This is a genomic window from Aquirufa regiilacus, from assembly GCF_032470275.1.
In the GTDB taxonomy this organism is placed as follows: domain Bacteria; phylum Bacteroidota; class Bacteroidia; order Cytophagales; family Spirosomataceae; genus Aquirufa; species Aquirufa regiilacus.
The window spans coordinates 927,472-943,644 of sequence record NZ_JAVNWW010000001.1; the positions used below are offsets into that span (position 1 = coordinate 927,472).

At 37.1% G+C, this 16,173-nt stretch carries 15 protein-coding genes; 10 read left to right on the plus strand and 5 right to left on the minus strand.

Going from position 1 to position 16,173, the window contains the following annotated elements; translation table 11 throughout:
- Positions 1–64: 64 nt before the first annotated feature.
- Together PQG45_RS04125 and PQG45_RS04130 are read left to right on the plus strand one after the other, a co-directional pair.
- Positions 65–1,381: a sugar porter family MFS transporter gene (locus tag PQG45_RS04125; protein WP_390825598.1), complete on the plus strand. Its 1,317-nt coding sequence runs from the start codon at positions 65–67 to the stop codon at positions 1,379–1,381.
- Between the two features lie 14 nt (positions 1,382–1,395).
- A complete protein-coding gene (locus PQG45_RS04130) occupies positions 1,396–2,403 on the plus strand; it encodes a GntR family transcriptional regulator (protein WP_315575518.1) in 1,008 nt (335 codons plus the stop codon).
- Here the strand turns inward: PQG45_RS04130 and PQG45_RS04135 are convergent.
- Entirely contained in the window at positions 2,398–2,844 is a 447-nt protein-coding gene (locus PQG45_RS04135) for a GNAT family N-acetyltransferase (RefSeq protein ID WP_315575516.1), read from the minus strand. The two genes, PQG45_RS04130 and PQG45_RS04135, sit on opposite strands and share 6 nt — an antisense overlap.
- Position 2,845: 1 nt before the next feature.
- On the minus strand, positions 2,846–3,874 hold the full coding sequence (locus tag PQG45_RS04140) for an RluA family pseudouridine synthase (protein WP_315575514.1): 1,029 nt from the start codon (positions 3,872–3,874) through the stop codon (positions 2,846–2,848).
- Between PQG45_RS04140 and PQG45_RS04145 the strand changes: the two genes are divergently transcribed.
- Positions 3,867–4,733: a 1-aminocyclopropane-1-carboxylate deaminase/D-cysteine desulfhydrase gene (locus PQG45_RS04145; RefSeq protein WP_316070336.1), complete on the plus strand. Its 867-nt coding sequence runs from the start codon at positions 3,867–3,869 to the stop codon at positions 4,731–4,733. The two genes, PQG45_RS04140 and PQG45_RS04145, sit on opposite strands and share 8 nt — an antisense overlap.
- Here the strand turns inward: PQG45_RS04145 and sufB are convergent.
- Positions 4,730–6,184 (minus strand): Fe-S cluster assembly protein SufB, encoded by a 1,455-nt coding sequence (sufB, locus tag PQG45_RS04150; RefSeq protein ID WP_315575510.1) that lies wholly within the window; start codon positions 6,182–6,184, stop codon positions 4,730–4,732. The genes PQG45_RS04145 and sufB overlap by 4 nt on opposite strands.
- A 79-nt stretch (positions 6,185–6,263) precedes the next feature.
- A complete protein-coding gene (locus PQG45_RS04155; protein ID WP_315575509.1) occupies positions 6,264–6,728 on the minus strand; it encodes an Lrp/AsnC ligand binding domain-containing protein in 465 nt (154 codons plus the stop codon).
- A gap of 414 nt (positions 6,729–7,142) precedes the next feature.
- Here PQG45_RS04155 and PQG45_RS04160 point away from each other — a divergent pair, with 414 nt between their 5' ends.
- Positions 7,143–7,778 (plus strand): peroxiredoxin, encoded by a 636-nt coding sequence (locus PQG45_RS04160; protein ID WP_315575507.1) that lies wholly within the window; start codon positions 7,143–7,145, stop codon positions 7,776–7,778.
- Positions 7,779–7,881: 103 nt separating this feature from the next.
- Positions 7,882–9,531, plus strand: coding sequence for a glucose-6-phosphate isomerase (gene pgi / locus PQG45_RS04165; RefSeq protein ID WP_315575505.1), 1,650 nt, complete (start codon positions 7,882–7,884; stop codon positions 9,529–9,531).
- Between the two features lie 2 nt (positions 9,532–9,533).
- Here pgi and hisS read toward each other — a convergent pair whose 3' ends face one another.
- Entirely contained in the window at positions 9,534–10,907 is a 1,374-nt protein-coding gene (gene hisS / locus PQG45_RS04170; RefSeq protein ID WP_315575504.1) for a histidine--tRNA ligase, read from the minus strand.
- An 82-nt stretch (positions 10,908–10,989) separates the two neighbouring features.
- Here hisS and PQG45_RS04175 point away from each other — a divergent pair, with 82 nt between their 5' ends.
- The 5 genes from PQG45_RS04175 (at position 10,990) to lepA (ending at position 16,135) form a co-directional block, all read left to right on the plus strand.
- Positions 10,990–11,133: a hypothetical protein gene (locus tag PQG45_RS04175; protein WP_315575503.1), complete on the plus strand. Its 144-nt coding sequence runs from the start codon at positions 10,990–10,992 to the stop codon at positions 11,131–11,133.
- A 72-nt stretch (positions 11,134–11,205) separates the two neighbouring features.
- Complete coding sequence (locus PQG45_RS04180) at positions 11,206–11,961, plus strand: 3-keto-disaccharide hydrolase (RefSeq protein WP_315575502.1); 756 nt, start codon at positions 11,206–11,208, stop codon at positions 11,959–11,961.
- A 61-nt stretch (positions 11,962–12,022) separates the two neighbouring features.
- Positions 12,023–12,787: a class I SAM-dependent methyltransferase gene (locus tag PQG45_RS04185; RefSeq protein ID WP_315575501.1), complete on the plus strand. Its 765-nt coding sequence runs from the start codon at positions 12,023–12,025 to the stop codon at positions 12,785–12,787.
- A gap of 1 nt (position 12,788) precedes the next feature.
- Positions 12,789–14,093 carry an aminopeptidase P family protein gene (locus tag PQG45_RS04190; RefSeq protein ID WP_315575499.1) on the plus strand — a complete coding sequence of 435 codons (1,305 nt, stop codon included), beginning with the start codon at positions 12,789–12,791 and terminating at the stop codon, positions 14,091–14,093.
- Between the two features lie 254 nt (positions 14,094–14,347).
- On the plus strand, positions 14,348–16,135 hold the full coding sequence (lepA, locus tag PQG45_RS04195) for a translation elongation factor 4 (protein WP_315575497.1): 1,788 nt from the start codon (positions 14,348–14,350) through the stop codon (positions 16,133–16,135).
- Positions 16,136–16,173 lie beyond the last annotated feature (38 nt).

Genomic DNA, 16,173 nt, shown 5'->3' on the forward strand with positions numbered 1-16,173 from the left:
CATTTCGTCCAATAATTACAATTTAAAATCTTTAAATAATTGCTAATTTGTTTAGCAATTAGGTATAAACATGAACAAACACGTAATATTTTGGTCTATCACCGTTGGTCTTGGTGGAATGCTTTTTGGCATGGATATGACTGTCATATCAGGAGTAGAGAAAACAATCAAAGAATTATGGAACCTTGACGATTGGACGCATGGTTTTGCTATGGCAACGGCTCTTTACGGAACCGTACTCGGAGCTGCATTTGGAGGTATACCCGCTGATAAATTTGGCCGAAAGAAGACCTTGTTTTGGATCGGATTAAGTTTTTTAGTCTCATCAATCGGTGCGGCATTAGCTACTGACGTCAATAGTTTTATGATTTTTCGCTTCTTAGGAGGCTTAGGAATTGGGGCTTCATCAGTCGTAGCACCTATATATATATCCGAAATAGCGCCTGCTAAGCATCGTGGTAAATTGGTTATATCCTTTCAATTAAATATTGTTTTAGGGATACTCATAGCTTATGTATCTAACTACCTAATAAGTGGCTTAGGCGAAAATGATTGGCGTTGGATGCTCGGAATTGTAGGACTTCCTAGTTTACTTTTTTCAATTCTAATCTTATTTACCCCAGAGAGCCCTACCTTTTTATTGCTTCATCGAAATGATCAAGCCGGTGCATTAAAAGTTTTGGAATTAGTAGATCCTGACCCCAAGGGAACGATTACTCGAATATTAACGAATCAAACAAAGGTATCTACGGCGGAAAGAATCTTTACAAGTAAATATTTCAAGCCGTTATTATTAGCCTTTTTATTCTCGTTCTTCAACCAATTGTCGGGTATAAATGCTGTATTATACTATGCCCCGCGAATATTCGAAAAGGCACACCTAGACAAATCTAGTGCTTTACTTCAGTCCGCTGGGATTGGTGTTGCCAACTTGATTTTCACCCTCTTGGGATGGTATTTAATTGACCGTGTAGGACGTAAATTATTAATGTACATAGGAAGTATCGGATATATCGTGTCCTTATCCTTGATTGCCTATGCTTTTTATGCAGACTCCTTTGAATTTGTACCTCTTTATATCTTTGCTTTCATTGCAGCCCATGCAATAGGTCAAGGCTCTGTAATTTGGGTATTTATATCTGAAATATTCCCGAATTCAGTTCGTGCATCCGGTATGGCCTGGGGGTCATTGACACATTGGATATTAGCGGCTTTGATTACCAATTTTTTCCCCATCTTTACAAACATTTTAGGGGAAACGAGCATATTTACATTTTTTGCTTTCATGATGGTAGCGCAGTTGGCCTATGTCAAATTCTTGATGCCAGAAACAAAAGGAGCCACTCTTGAAGATATAGAGAGTACAATTGTTATGCATTAATAATATTAATTACCATGATAACATTCGATCCAAATAATAATAAGCCCAAATATCAACAGCTCATCGATAGTATCGTTGACGCCATTGATTCTGGTCAATTTGATCGTGGGAAACAGCTTCCCTCCATCAATGTTGTTGCCAGCGAATTTGGGATGGCTCGCATGACAGTAACCAAAGCCTATGATGAACTGCGAGAACGTGGTCTTATTACCTCGCATCATGGTAAAGGATTTTATGTGGCATCTACCGATACAAGGAGCGCGCTGAATGTATTTATTTTGATGGACGCTTTAACGCCCTACAAAGAGATATTACTTGATAATATTTTAGAGAATTTAGGAGAAGGCGTAACTCACACCCTATTTTTCCATTACCACGATATACAATTATTTGAAAATTTGATTCATGATAATGTGGGTAAATATAATCATTACATCATCCTACCCCATTTTAACAAAAGCGTTTCAGGGATATTAGCCAAAATACCAAAAGATAAATTATTGATTTTAGATATTGATGTAAAGGAATTTGGTCCAGATGCCGCCATTCTTTTTCAAGACTTTGAATCCAATATCTATAAAGGATTAACGGAATGTTTACCTAAAATCAATCGATACGATTCCCTAAATCTTGTACTTAGTAGTAAGAGTTTCCAATACACGCCAAATGGCATAATTAAAGGCTTTACGCGCTTCTGTGTGGATAACTCAATCATTCATGATATAATACCTGACCTAGAAGAGGACGTTGACATTCAAGAAAAACAAGCATATATCGTTTTTCGCGAATTTGATTTAATCAAAATGATCAACTGGTGCACCAAGAGAAATTGGAAATTTGGGAAAGAAATAGGTGTTATCTCCTATGACGATACACCGCTCAAAGAAATCATATCCGAAGGGATATCCGTTATTTCAAACGACTTTGCCTTAATGGGTAAACGTGCAGCCCAGATGATCCTAGAAAAGTCAAAGGGGCGATTCCCAAATGACTATTATTTTCTAGATCGAAATTCTTTATAACTGTAAGTTTACATTTATCCATTCTCCATCAAATGATGCATTGTATCGTTTGTAAAATTCGATTGCAGGCGTATTCCAATCCAAGACCTGCCACATCATGCCCGTACAAAGGGTACGTTTTGCTTCCTCGATACAAGCTTCAATTAATTGCTGACCTATCCCCTTGCCACGGAACACATCTTTTACATAAAGATCTTCTAGGTATAAACGTTTTCCTTTCCATGTGGAGAATCGATAATACCAAAGCGAAAATCCAGCTAATTGGTCATCGTGATAAGCCAATAAGCATGAGAAAATAGGATTATCACCAAAACCATTCTCAACATAATCTTGAACGGTAGCTGTCACTTCCTCTGGTGCTTTTTCGAATACAGCTAAGGCGTGAACGAGTTCTAGTATACTTGGAATATCTTCTTGGGTAGCTCTCCTTAATTTAATCATATTAATCGTTGGTAAATTTTCTAAGCTTATTCAATAAATTATCAAAATCTTCCGGAAACTGACTTTCAAATTGCATCCTTTCATTTGTGGTAGGATGATCAAAGCCCAGTGAATAGGCATGCAAAGCTTGTCTTGGGCAAACTTTAAACATATTGTCAACAAATTGCTTAAAATTCGTTCGTGTACTCATGAAACGAATTTTATCTCCACCGTAAGAGGAATCAGAAACGAGCGGATGCCCCATCGATTGTGCATGCGCACGAATTTGATGGGTTCGACCTGTTTCTAAATTAAATTTAACGAATGAACAGAAACCAAATGATTCAATGACCTCATAATGTGTAATTGCTAATTTTCCTTCTTCACTGTCCTCAGGTAGCATATGCATTATTTTACGATCTTTGGGATGTCGTGTAATATTACCTCGTAAGGTACCCTTTTCAACTTTGGGTACTCCCCAAAGAATGGCATAATAAGTTCTTTCAATGCTATGATCAAAGAATTGTTTTGCTAAATAAGTAATGGCAAATTCTGTTTTCGCAATGACCAATAATCCAGATGTATCCTTGTCAATTCGATGCACCAGACCAGGTCTGATATTATTATTACCGGGTAAGTTTTGGCAATAATAAAGCAATCCATTAACCAATGTTCCTGTCCAATTTCCATGCGCAGGGTGCACGACCATCCCCGGTTCTTTATTAATAATTATTAAGTCGGAATCCTCATAAACAATATTAAGAGGTAGGTTTTCCGGAATAACTTCATTATCACGCGGAGGTGTAGAAAATGACACGGAAATCTCATCAAAAGGTTTAACCTTGTAATTCGATTTAATTAGTTGGTCATTCACTTTAACCGCACCTGCCTCGATACCCGTTTGAATTTTAGAACGACTTGAATTAGCAATTTTAAGTAATAAATATTTATCTATTCTTAACAATTGTTGACCTTTGTCAACAACAAAATTATAATGCTCAAATAAATCATCTTCTGATTCAATTGGGTCTATTTCTGGGTCTATGGACATCTTACAATTTGAAAAACAAAGCTTACGTTTACCATCGGCAATCGATGAAATCCATGATGAACTCTTTGAACAGAAGCACGTACGTGTTTATGTAAAACGAGATGATTTGATTCATCCCATCATCAGCGGGAATAAGTGGCGCAAATTACGGGAATATATTCAAATAGCGCAATTTAATGGCCATAAGCATGTAATTAGTTTTGGAGGTGCCTATTCTAATCATCTCTATGCACTTGCCTATGCGGGTAAGGAATTAGGAATATCAACAACGGGAATAATTCGTGGGGATGAATTGACAGCTGAAAGCAATATTTATTTAACTCAGATGAAAAACTGGGGAATGGAGTTAATCTTTATAAATAGGGCTGACTACCAACAAAAACGTATTCCTGAAGGATTTAAAACTAGTGATTCATTGATCATAGCAGAAGGTGGTTTTGGAAATGCCGCTATAACAGGAATTAAGGAAATCGTGCATGAATTATGTGATGTAGCCTTTGATCACATCATCTGTACTGTAGGAACAGGTACAACCTATTTAGGCTTATGTGATTCGACCAGTAAAACAATTGTACACGGGATATTGACCTTGAATAATTTAACTGAAATCGAGTCAAATGCTACATTATTAAACATACCCATCCAACAATTATATTCTTCATACATCTTTGGGAAATATGCGAATCAACCTGAAGAGCTTATACAGTTTTGTGAGGTATTTAGCCATAAGCACCAACTAAAAATAGAGCCCATATACACCGGAAAGATGTTCTATGGGCTCTATGATTTAATTCAAAAAGACACTTTTAAGCCAGGAAGTAGACTATTGGCCTTACATACCGGAGGTGTAAAACCTTAACCAACAGATCCTTCAAGGGAGATGGCCAATAATTTTTGCGCTTCTACCGCAAACTCCATCGGTAATTGATTTAAAACCTCCTTCGCATAACCATTAACGATTAATGCTACCGCTGTTTCGGAAGACAAACCTCGTTGGTTACAATAGAAAATTTGATCTTCACCAATTTTGGAAGTTGTTGCTTCGTGCTCAACCGAGGAAGAGCTATTTTTAACTTCCAAATAAGGGAAAGTATGTGCACCACATTTATCCCCTAATAAAAGTGAATCACATTGTGAAAAGTTCTTCGATTTATCAGCTTTACGAGCTACTTGAACTAAGCCACGGTAAGAGTTTTGTGAAAATCCAGCCGAAATACCTTTGGATACAATTCTGGATTTAGAATGTTTTCCTAAATGAATCATCTTGGTACCTGTATCGGCTTGTTGGTAATTATTCGTCACAGCCACAGAATAGAATTCGCCAATGGAATAATCTCCTTTTAGAACGACTGAAGGATATTTCCAAGTCACAGCAGAACCCGTTTCAACTTGCGTCCAAGATAATTTCGAGTGAGCACCATCGCAGATACCACGCTTCGTCACAAAATTGAAAATTCCCCCCTTCCCTTCTTTATCACCAGGATACCAGTTTTGTACTGTACTGTATTTAACCTCTGCACCTTTATGTACAAAAATTTCCACAACAGCCGCATGCAATTGATTTTCATCACGTTGAGGAGCGGTACAACCTTCTAAATAACTCACATAGGAATCCTCGTCAGCAATAATTAAGGTACGCTCAAATTGACCTGTACCTGCTGCATTAATCCGGAAATAAGTAGACAGTTCCATTGGACATCTTACGCCTTTTGGAATATAACAGAATGAACCATCTGAGAAAACGGCAGCATTTAAAGCAGAGAAAAAATTGTCCTTCACAGGAACAACACTTCCTAAATATTTCTTAACGAGTTCAGGATGTTCTTTGATGGCTTCCGAAATCGAACAAAAAATAATACCTTTTTCTGCTAAGGTCTCTTTGTACGTAGTAGCAACAGAAACGGAATCAATTACCGCGTCAACCGCTACAGCTACCCCAGAAATTCGCTTTTGCTCATCTAAAGAAATACCCAATTTTTCAAAGGTTCTTCTTAATTCAGGATCTATTTCATCTAAAGAATTAAGCGTCTTCTTTGGTTTAGGAGCGGAATAATATTTTAAAGCTTGATAATCAGAAGGTGTGTAAGTCAAATTTGCCCAATCAGGCTCCTTTAACGTTTTCCAATGATTAAAAGCAGCTAAACGCCACTCAAACATCCACTCGGGCTCGTTCTTTTTATTTGAAATAAAACGGATAATAGACTCATCTAAACCCATAGGGGCTTCATCCGTTTCAAAATTGGACTCAAATCCATATTTGTAGTCTGAATTTGTTACCTCCAATAAGATATCATCTGGGTGCTCTGCCATCTCTATTTTATAATTTGAATACAAAATTACGAATCAAATTATAAAATAGAAGCATTTAAGTAGAATGAATCTAAATAAACTAAAATAAAGGTGTATTCCGAATTAAACTTTCTTCTAATGAGATAAAAGTTTCAGTCCGTTGGATCCCAGTAACACGTTGAATTTTATCATGTAAAACTTCACGTAAATGTTGGGTATCTCGGCAAATAATTTTAGCGAAAATGCTATAAATACCAGTCGTGTAATGAATATTAACCACTTCAGGAATTGCTTCTAATTGTTTAGCAACATCTTCATACAAGGAACTTTTATCTAAATAGATGCCCAAAAAGGCTGTAATATCCCAACCGATTTTGGAATAATCAATTAATAATTGAGCTCCTTTGACAATACCCATGGATTCCATTTTTTTCATGCGAACATGAACGGTACCACCTGAAACATCTAAGCGCTGACCAATTTCGGTATAAGGCAAATTAGCGTCTTCAACGAGTATTTCTAATATTTTGTAATCTAAAGGATCTAAATCAGTCTTCTTGTCCATTCGAAATTTTCAATAATTAGGTCAAATTTTTAAAAAATATCCAACAAATCGATATTTTTCTTCAAATATTTTGAAATAAATAAAAACATCTTTTATATTTGTCTCAAGATAATTACAAAGGTAGTTATTTTTTCACTGTAGGGTGATGAAATTGGCAGACGTGCCCTCCTGTCTCGGGGGTGGTGAGTTCAGGATAAACGCTTCATAATGGGTTGACCACTAAATCAGTTCTGTGTCGCGGCTAACTGCACCTTGGAGGTTCGAATCCTTCTCCTACAGCTTTTTAATTATTTGGTTTTTAGTTTGTTGATGAAGTGTAATGTTAAAAGCAATCTTATTTTAGGATTGCTTTTTTTATTTGAATAAAGTCTATAAATTTGATAGAATAAATATATTAATCTAACCCCTATCATTATGTCATTACATTTAGGCGATATCGCACCGGATTTTAGTGCTGACACAACACAAGGTCCAATCAATTTCCATGAATGGATCAATAATTCATGGGTTTTATTATTTAGTCATCCAGCTGACTTCACTCCTGTTTGTACAACAGAATTAGGCAAGACAGCCTTATTGGCCGGCGATTTCGCTAAACGTGGCGTGAAAGCCATTGCCATTTCCGTAGATGATTTAGAATCACATAACAAATGGGTGCCTGATATTGAGGAAATAAATAATGTAAAATTGAATTTCCCAATTATTGCAGATCCTGAGAAAAAAGTAGCCCTTCTTTACGACATGATTCACCCGAATGCATCTGAAAAAGCAACTGTTCGATCTGTATTTATTATTGGACCCGACAAGAAAATTAAATTAACATTAACATATCCTGCTTCAACAGGACGCAATTTTACAGAAATATTACGTGTAATTGATTCCTTACAGCTAACGGCAAATTATCAAGTAGCTACACCTGCGGATTGGAAAAATGGAGAGGACGTAATCATTACACCTGCTGTGTCCAATGAGGACGCTGTAACCAAGTTCCCAAAAGGTTTTACGACCATTAAACCTTATTTACGTAAAACACCACAACCGAACTTATAATAGGTTTTAATCGAATTGAAGGGGTATAAGTCTAACTTGTACCCCTTTTTTAATCCCTAAGAAAATCGTATTTTTGAGAATTAATAAGCCAACAGTATAACACATGACATTATCCACGATTGATTTTTCAAAAACACAATCCTTCCAAGCATTAAGTGAAGATCGCAATAGACTTTCAAGCATTCAATTGAAGGCACTATTTGAACAAGATTCAAACCGTCAAGAAAGATTCAGTCTCTTAGATCAAGATATATTTCTCGATTATTCAAAAAATATCATTGATGAAGCCACGTTTTCACACCTGGTTGCTTTAGCAGAAGAATGTGGCTTAAAGGATGCTATAAAAGCACAGTTCACAGGAGCTAAAATTAATCAAAATGAAAACCGCGCGGTTCTTCATACGGCATTAAGAGCTAAACCAACTACATCTATTATCGTAGATGGAGAGAATATCATTCCCGCTATCCAAGCTGTAAAGGCGCACATGAAAGACTTTACGAATCAAGTCATTTCAGGTGCATGGAAAGGTTTTACAGGGAAAACAATTACCGATGTAGTGAATATTGGTATTGGTGGATCTGATTTAGGTCCGGTTATGGTCACAGAAGGATTAAAGCCTTATAAAAATCATCTCAATATCCATTTTGTAAGTAATGTTGATGGAACTCACATTGCTGAAACTTTAAAGAAGGTTAACCCAGAAACAACCTTGTTTTTAATTGCATCTAAAACATTTACGACGCAGGAGACGATGGCGAATGCCTTTTCTGCGCGCGAATGGTTTTTAGCTACAGCTAAAGATGAAGCTGCTGTTTCCAAACATTTCGTTGCTTTATCAACTAACGCAAAGGCTGTTGATGAATTTGGAATTGACGTCGCAAATATGTTTGAATTTTGGGATTGGGTAGGTGGTCGCTATTCATTGTGGTCGGCCATCGGATTATCCATCTCATTGTCAATTGGATTTGAGAATTTCGAATTACTCTTAGCCGGGGCGAATGAAATGGATGAACATTTTGCAACTGCTCCCTTTGATAAAAACATGCCTGTCATTTTAGCATTACTAGGTATATGGTATGTTAATTTCTTTGATGCGGCGACACATGCCATCTTACCCTATGACCAATATATGCACCGATTTGCTGCCTATTTCCAACAAGGTGATATGGAATCAAATGGTAAGTCTGTTGATCGTAATGGAAAACGGGTAACCTATGCAACAGGACCTGTAATTTGGGGTGAACCTGGTACAAATGGCCAACATGCGTTTTATCAACTCATTCACCAGGGAACACAGTTAATCCCTGCTGATTTCATTGCTCCAGCTATTACGCATAACAAGATTGGAAATCACCACACTTTATTGATGTCTAATTTCTTTGCTCAAACAGAAGCATTAATGAATGGCAAAACCAAAGAAGTCGTAGAAGCTGAGCTAATTAAGGCTAGTTTGCCAGCGGATGAAATTGCTAGATTGAGCCCTTTTAAAGTATTTGAAGGGAATAAGCCAACAAACTCTATTCTAGTTAAGGAAATTAATCCAAAAACGTTAGGTGCATTGATTGCTATGTATGAGCACAAGATCTTTGTTCAGGGCGTCATTTGGAACGTGTTCTCTTATGATCAATGGGGAGTTGAATTAGGAAAGCAATTAGCAAACTCAATTCTGCCCGAATTAGCGAATAACGAAAAAATCCATTCGCATGATAGTTCTACGAATGGATTAATTAATCAATTTAAGGCTTGGCGCTAATTTTATTTAGCAGACATATATTGAATTAAATCAGAAATGGAGAGCACATGTTGTTCTCCATTTTTCATTTCTTTAACTGACACAGTTTGATCTTTAATCTCCTGATCTCCTATTACGCCCACGAACGGGATGCCTTTTTTGTCGGCAAACTCAAATGATTTCTTAATCTTAGCAATATCTGGATACACTTCGCTTGGAATATTAGCCTTACGTAATTGATTTGAGATATTAATAGCCAAAGCTTGACCCGCTTCATCAAAATAGGTTAACAATAATTTGCTCGCGCTAATTTGTATACTAGGGAATAAATCCAATTCACGCATAACATCGATAATCCGCTCGATTCCAAAAGAAATCCCTACCCCACTCATATTAGGTAATCCAAATGCTGCCGTTAGATTATCGTAGCGACCGCCACCCACAATGGAACCGAATGGAACGTCAACCGACTTGCCTTCATATATTAGTCCTGTATAATAACTTAAGCCACGCGCTAATTTGAAATCAAAAATCAAATTTGAATTATCGAAACCATTCAAATCTGCTAAACGTAAAACAGTCTGTATCTCAGCTAAACCTTCAAGTCCCAAGGTGTTATCAGCAAAGAAATCGGCCAACAACTCAATCTTAGTAGCATTGGTGCCTTCAAAATTAAAAAGCTTTTGAAGTGCATCTATTTGATTCGTTTGAAAACCATTTGCTGAAAGTTCTAATGCAACAGCATCCCAACCTATTTTATCTAATTTATCAATAGCTACAGCAAAAGCAACAAAAAGATCAGTAGCCCCTAAGCGATCTACGATACCTGCTAAAATTTTGCGGGAATTGATAATTAAGTTTGTGCGTAACTTTAGAGACTCAAAGATTGACTGGAAAAGTGCGATTAATTCAGCTTCATTGACTAAAGAATCCGATCCAATGATATCAGCGTCACACTGATAAAATTCGCGATACCTTCCTTTTTGAGGACGATCCGCACGCCATACAGGCTGAATTTGTGAGCGTCTAAATGGAAAGGCAATATCATTGCGATTCATGGCAACAAATCTTGCAAAAGGAACCGTTAAGTCATAGCGTAGCCCTTTTTCTGCGATTTGGGGAAGTAATGCCTTTGAACCTAAAGCAAGCGGATCGCCTATCACTTTACTTAAATAATCACCCGAATTAACGATTTTAAACAACAATTGATCTCCCTCATCTCCATACTTTCCAGTCAACACAGAAAGATTTTCGATCGCTGGTGTTTCTATTGTTTGGAAACCAAAAGCCTCAAAGTGTCCTTTAATAATGGAGAAAACGTAACTCCGAAGAGCCATTTCTTTGGGACCGAAATCTCTCGTGCCACGAGCGTTTGTAGGCTTTTGTAATACTTTCATAAAACAAATTTAATTATTCGAGGGATATTATTTGATATATAACCAATAATTCCTATTTTTGCAGACCAAAATTATTATCGACATGGCCGTAACTAGACTAAAAAGAAAAGACAGAAGAAATAAAGCAGTAGCTAACAATAAAGTTGAAGCTATCAAAATCTTAAAACAAAGACCTATTATTAAGTTAGTAGATGTTGAGGCTATCAAAGCTTCATTTGCTAAATAATAATTATTTCTTGAAATTAGAACCGGTATATACTACCGGTTTTTTTTTGTTCAAAAATCATTCATCTAAAATATGAAAAACACGAAAACTATTATTGCCTTATTGACTATAGGCATTGGTTTTGCTTCGCAAGCACAAGATCATCGTCATGTAGTAAGTAACCCCACAAAACCAGATGCTACGGAATTTTGGGATCCTGAAGTCCGCGTTGTAACGCCAGGTACAATTCCATCGGATGCAATTGTGTTATTTGACGGAAAGAGTTTAGCCAATTGGGAATCTATTAAAGACGGAGGCCCTGCACAATGGAAAGTTGAAGACGGAAAAATGACTGTCGTTCGAGGGGCCGGTCATATATCGACGAAACAAAAATTTACGAACTATCAATTACATATTGAATGGCAATCCCCTATCGAGCCTGAAACTTTAAAAAGCCAAGGTAAAGGAAACAGTGGTATTTTTATGCAAGGTATGTATGAAGTACAGGTTTTAAATTCATACAAAAACCGCACTTATCGCAATGGCCAAGCAGGAAGTATTTACAAACAATCTGCACCTTTAGTTAACGCGACGTCACCTATGGGCGAATGGAATATTTACGATATTATTTACACGGCACCAGTATTTACGGTCAATGGCGGTATCGAAACACCAGCTTATGTAACTGTTATTCATAATGGCGTTGTCGTACAAAATCATACAAAGATTCAAGGAACAACAGAATACATCGGTCAACCCTTAAATCCTGTTCATGGACCTGGCCCCATTAGCTTACAGGATCATGGCAATGCAGTAAGTTTCCGTAATATTTGGTTACGCGAAATGTAAGAATATAAATTATTTATCAAGGAAGGTTTTTTATTCGAGAAACCTTCCTTTTTTTTGTTGTATGAAATATATAATCAGCTGGGTACTTCGTCACATTCCAAGAAAAATTATCCAATTATTTGCCCACCGCTTACTAAAATTTTACAGCCTATTCTTAACGGGTTCTAAGGTTTATTGTCCCGTTTGTGATCATTCATTTTCTAAGTTTTTACCGTATGGGCGTTTGCAGCCAAGGGAAAATGCACTTTGTCCATCTTGTTTAAGCTTAGAACGTCATCGATTAATGCATTTGTTTCTGAAAAATGAAACTAATTTCTATACGTCTAAACCTCGCGTGCTACACGTAGCACCTGAATATTGCTTCATTGAAAGATTTGAAAACTATTTAGGAGACAATTATGTGACAGCTGATATTGAATCTCCTTTGGCAAAAGTGAAAATGGATCTGCATGACATTCCTTTTCCAGATAATTCATTCGACGTCGTATTTTGTAATCACGTATTAGAACATGTTCGAGATGATGTGCGTTGTATGCAAGAGATTCGCAGAGTGTTAAAACCTGAAGGATTTGCATTGTGCCAAAGTCCACAGCGATATGATCTTGCCACGACCTATGAAGATTCAAGTATTACAGATCCCAAAGAACGTGAAATACATTTCTTACAAGATGATCATTTACGTATTTATGGTCGGGATTTCGGCAAGCAACTTGAGAATTCAGGTTTTACTGTCATTCCAGTAAATATGATTGAAAAATTAGGAATCAACGAGAGTAATCGCATGGCTTTGCCGTTAGAAGAAATCATTTATCAGTGTAAAAAATAAGATGCGCTACCAACCCTTCCCTTCCGATTTATTTAGTAAGAACCGCAACAAATTAATTGCTGAGCTTCCGCCTAAATCTATTGTGTTAATCTGCTCCAATGACATCATGCCTACCAACGCAGATGGCAGTATGGGATTCAAACAGCAAACTGATTTATTTTATTTGTCGGGCCTTGATCAAGAAGAAACGCTTTTATTAATCTATCCTGATGCACCCGAAGCACATTTAAGGGAAATAGCTTTTGTACGTGAGACATCTGAATTAATCGCTATTTGGGAAGGACATAAATACACCAAAGAAGAAGCTAGGACCATCAGTGGAATAGAAAATATCCAATGGACTTCTAATTTTGAGGCCATCTTAAAAACCTTAGCATATTCAGCGGAAACAATCTACATGATTGACAATGAGCATATGCGAAACAGTTCGCTAGTCGAGACTCAAAACGCGCGCCTTGTTAAAGAGATTAAAGATAAATATCCACTTCATCGCATCGGAAGACTAGCTCCTATTCTGAATACCCTCCGTATGAAGAAAGAACCTGCCGAAATCAAAGCACTTCAAAAAGCCATTGACATTACTGAAGCTTCATTTAGACGTGTGTTAGCTTTCACGAAGCCAGGTGTTTGGGAGAATGAAATTGAAGCTGAATTCATACACGAATTTATCAAGTCACGTAGCGGAGGATTTGCTTATACACCCATTATCGCATCAGGTGCAAATGCATGTGTCCTACATTACATCGAAAATGAGCGTATTTGTCAAGACGGAGACTTACTTTTGTTAGATGTTGGCGCTTGTTATGGCAATTATAATGCTGATATGACTCGGACCATTCCAGTCAATGGGAAATTCAGTCCTCGCCAGAAAGAAGTTTACTTAGCCGTTCAAGCTGTATTAAACTATGCGACTGATTTAATGCGCCCAGGTATTTATTGGGTCGATTACCAAAAATCAGTTGAGCAATTCATGGAAGAACAGCTAATTAAACTAGGCTTATTTACTCGCCAAGATGTTGATAATCAAGATCCTAGCAGCCCGTTGTTCAAAAAATACTTTATGCATGGTGTCGCACATCATTTGGGCTTAGATGTTCATGACGTCTGGGATAAGTACAAACCTTTTGAGGCCGGAATGGTATTAACCTGTGAACCCGGTATTTACATTCGCGAAGAGGGAATTGGTATCCGACTTGAAAACAATTTATTGATAACAGACGGACCCGCTATTAATCTAATGGCTAATATTCCGATTGATATTGATGAAATTGAAGCATTAATGTCGAATAAAAATCAAGTGGACTAGACTTTTCGTTCTATTTTATCGAATAAATTTAAAATTTGAATAATATTTTAAGATCTATACGACTATTTACCGCTATAATAGAAAATAGCACCCTAGGCTTAGCTATATTTGTAGTTGGTTAGTTAATTGTAATTCCTAGTTTATTCATTTGAAGGAGGTTTAAATGTTATTGGGTTACATTGCTTCAAATACCCCCATTCGAGCAGCGTATCACGAACGCTTGGATGGACAAGATTATTTAGTAAAATATATACATGAAAAACATTCGTAATTTTTGCATTATCGCACACATTGATCACGGCAAGAGTACTTTGGCCGACCGATTGATTGAATTCACCAATACCGTTCAAAAACGTGATATGATGAATCAATTATTGGACGACATGGACTTAGAGCGTGAACGTGGTATAACGATTAAATCGCATGCGATTCAAATGCAATATCCAAAAGACGGAGAAGTATATACGTTTAACTTAATCGACACACCTGGACACGTAGACTTTTCTTATGAAGTTTCACGTTCCATCGCGGCCTGTGAAGGCGCATTATTAATTGTGGACGCATCACAGGGGATTGAGGCACAAACAATCTCCAATCTATACTTAGCGATTAACCATGATCTGGAAATCATTCCCGTATTAAATAAGATAGACTTACCTGGTGCAATGCCAGATGAAGTTTCTGATCAAATTATTGATTTAATCGGTTGTAAAAAGGAGGATATCATTCATGCCTCTGGAAAAGAGGGAATTGGTATTCAAGATATCTTGGATGCAGTAGTGGCTCGCGTACCAGCGCCAAAAGGTGAACCTAATGAACCATTACAAGCATTAATATTTGACTCAACCTTCAACTCCTACCGGGGAATTGAAGTTATTTTCCGTGTTTATAACGGTGAAATCAAAAAAGGAGACCGCGTTAAGTTCATGAATACGGGCAAGGAATATTTTGCAGATGAAATCGGTACCTTAGGTTTAGAACAAGAACCTAAATCAATCATTAAAACGGGTGATGTAGGCTATTTAATATCCGGTATCAAGGAAGCAAAAGAAGTTAAAGTGGGTGACACGATTTCCCACGTTGCTAATCCCTGCAAATCAGCTATTCAAGGTTTTGAGGAAGTAAAACCCATGGTCTTTGCTGGTATATATCCAGTGGAAACATCCGAATTCGAGGATTTGCGTGATGCCATGGAAAAATTGCAGCTTAATGATGCGTCCTTAGTTTGGGAACCAGAAACATCTGCAGCTTTAGGATTTGGATTCCGTTGTGGATTTTTGGGTATGTTGCACATGGAGATTGTCCAAGAGCGTCTAGAGCGTGAATTTGACATGACTGTGATTACAACAGTTCCTTCGGTAAAGTTCAAGGTATTAACAACAGCTGGTGAAACGGAATGGGTTTCAGCACCAAGTGAATTACCTGAGCCCAACTTAATTAACATCGTTGAGGAGCCTTATATCAAAGCACAAATCATTACGAAATCTGAATATACAGGTGTAATTATGAGCTTATGTATGGATAAGCGCGGAATTTTAGTAAATCAAATCTATTTAACAACGGATCGTGTAGAATTAACATTTGACATGCCATTGTCTGAAGTTGTGTTTGATTTCTTTGACCGACTCAAAACAATTTCACGCGGTTATGCATCCTTGGATTATGAATACAAAGGTTACGAACCCGGATATTTGGTCAAATTAGATATCATGTTGAATGGTGAAAAAGTTGATGCGTTATCGGCAATCGTACACCGAGACAAGGCATATGATTGGGGAAAACGTTTGTGTGAGAAATTGAGAGAGTTATTACCTCGTCAGCAATTTGAAATTGCTATTCAAGCAGCTATAGGTCAAAAAATCATCGCCCGTGAAACCGTTAAAGCTTTGCGAAAAGACGTTTTAGCGAAATGTTATGGGGGTGATATTTCCCGTAAGCGTAAATTATTAGAGAAGCAAAAGAAAGGTAAAAAACGTATGCGTCAAGTAGGTAATGTAGAAATTCCACAGGAAGCATTTATGGCCGTTTTAAAACTGGATTAATTCAAATAATTTTCAATAAAATCTTTTAAAATAAGCGT

Bases quoted from the DNA above. Each gene is read 5' to 3' on its own strand.
- PQG45_RS04130 (WP_315575518.1), top strand. From the start codon at position 1,396: ATGATAACATTCGATCCAAATAATAATAAGCCCAAATATCAACAGCTC.
- PQG45_RS04135 (WP_315575516.1), bottom strand. From the start codon at position 2,844: ATGATTAAATTAAGGAGAGCTACCCAAGAAGATATTCCAAGTATACTA.
- PQG45_RS04145 (WP_316070336.1), top strand. From the start codon at position 3,867: ATGGACATCTTACAATTTGAAAAACAAAGCTTACGTTTACCATCGGCA.
- PQG45_RS04140 (WP_315575514.1), bottom strand. From the start codon at position 3,874: ATGTCCATAGACCCAGAAATAGACCCAATTGAATCAGAAGATGATTTA.
- sufB (WP_315575510.1), bottom strand. From the start codon at position 6,184: ATGGCAGAGCACCCAGATGATATCTTATTGGAGGTAACAAATTCAGAC.
- PQG45_RS04155 (WP_315575509.1), bottom strand. From the start codon at position 6,728: ATGGACAAGAAGACTGATTTAGATCCTTTAGATTACAAAATATTAGAA.
- PQG45_RS04160 (WP_315575507.1), top strand. From the start codon at position 7,143: ATGTCATTACATTTAGGCGATATCGCACCGGATTTTAGTGCTGACACA.
- pgi (WP_315575505.1), top strand. From the start codon at position 7,882: ATGACATTATCCACGATTGATTTTTCAAAAACACAATCCTTCCAAGCA.
- hisS (WP_315575504.1), bottom strand. From the start codon at position 10,907: ATGAAAGTATTACAAAAGCCTACAAACGCTCGTGGCACGAGAGATTTC.
- PQG45_RS04175 (WP_315575503.1), top strand. From the start codon at position 10,990: ATGGCCGTAACTAGACTAAAAAGAAAAGACAGAAGAAATAAAGCAGTA.
- PQG45_RS04180 (WP_315575502.1), top strand. From the start codon at position 11,206: ATGAAAAACACGAAAACTATTATTGCCTTATTGACTATAGGCATTGGT.
- PQG45_RS04185 (WP_315575501.1), top strand. From the start codon at position 12,023: ATGAAATATATAATCAGCTGGGTACTTCGTCACATTCCAAGAAAAATT.
- PQG45_RS04190 (WP_315575499.1), top strand. From the start codon at position 12,789: ATGCGCTACCAACCCTTCCCTTCCGATTTATTTAGTAAGAACCGCAAC.
- lepA (WP_315575497.1), top strand. From the start codon at position 14,348: ATGAAAAACATTCGTAATTTTTGCATTATCGCACACATTGATCACGGC.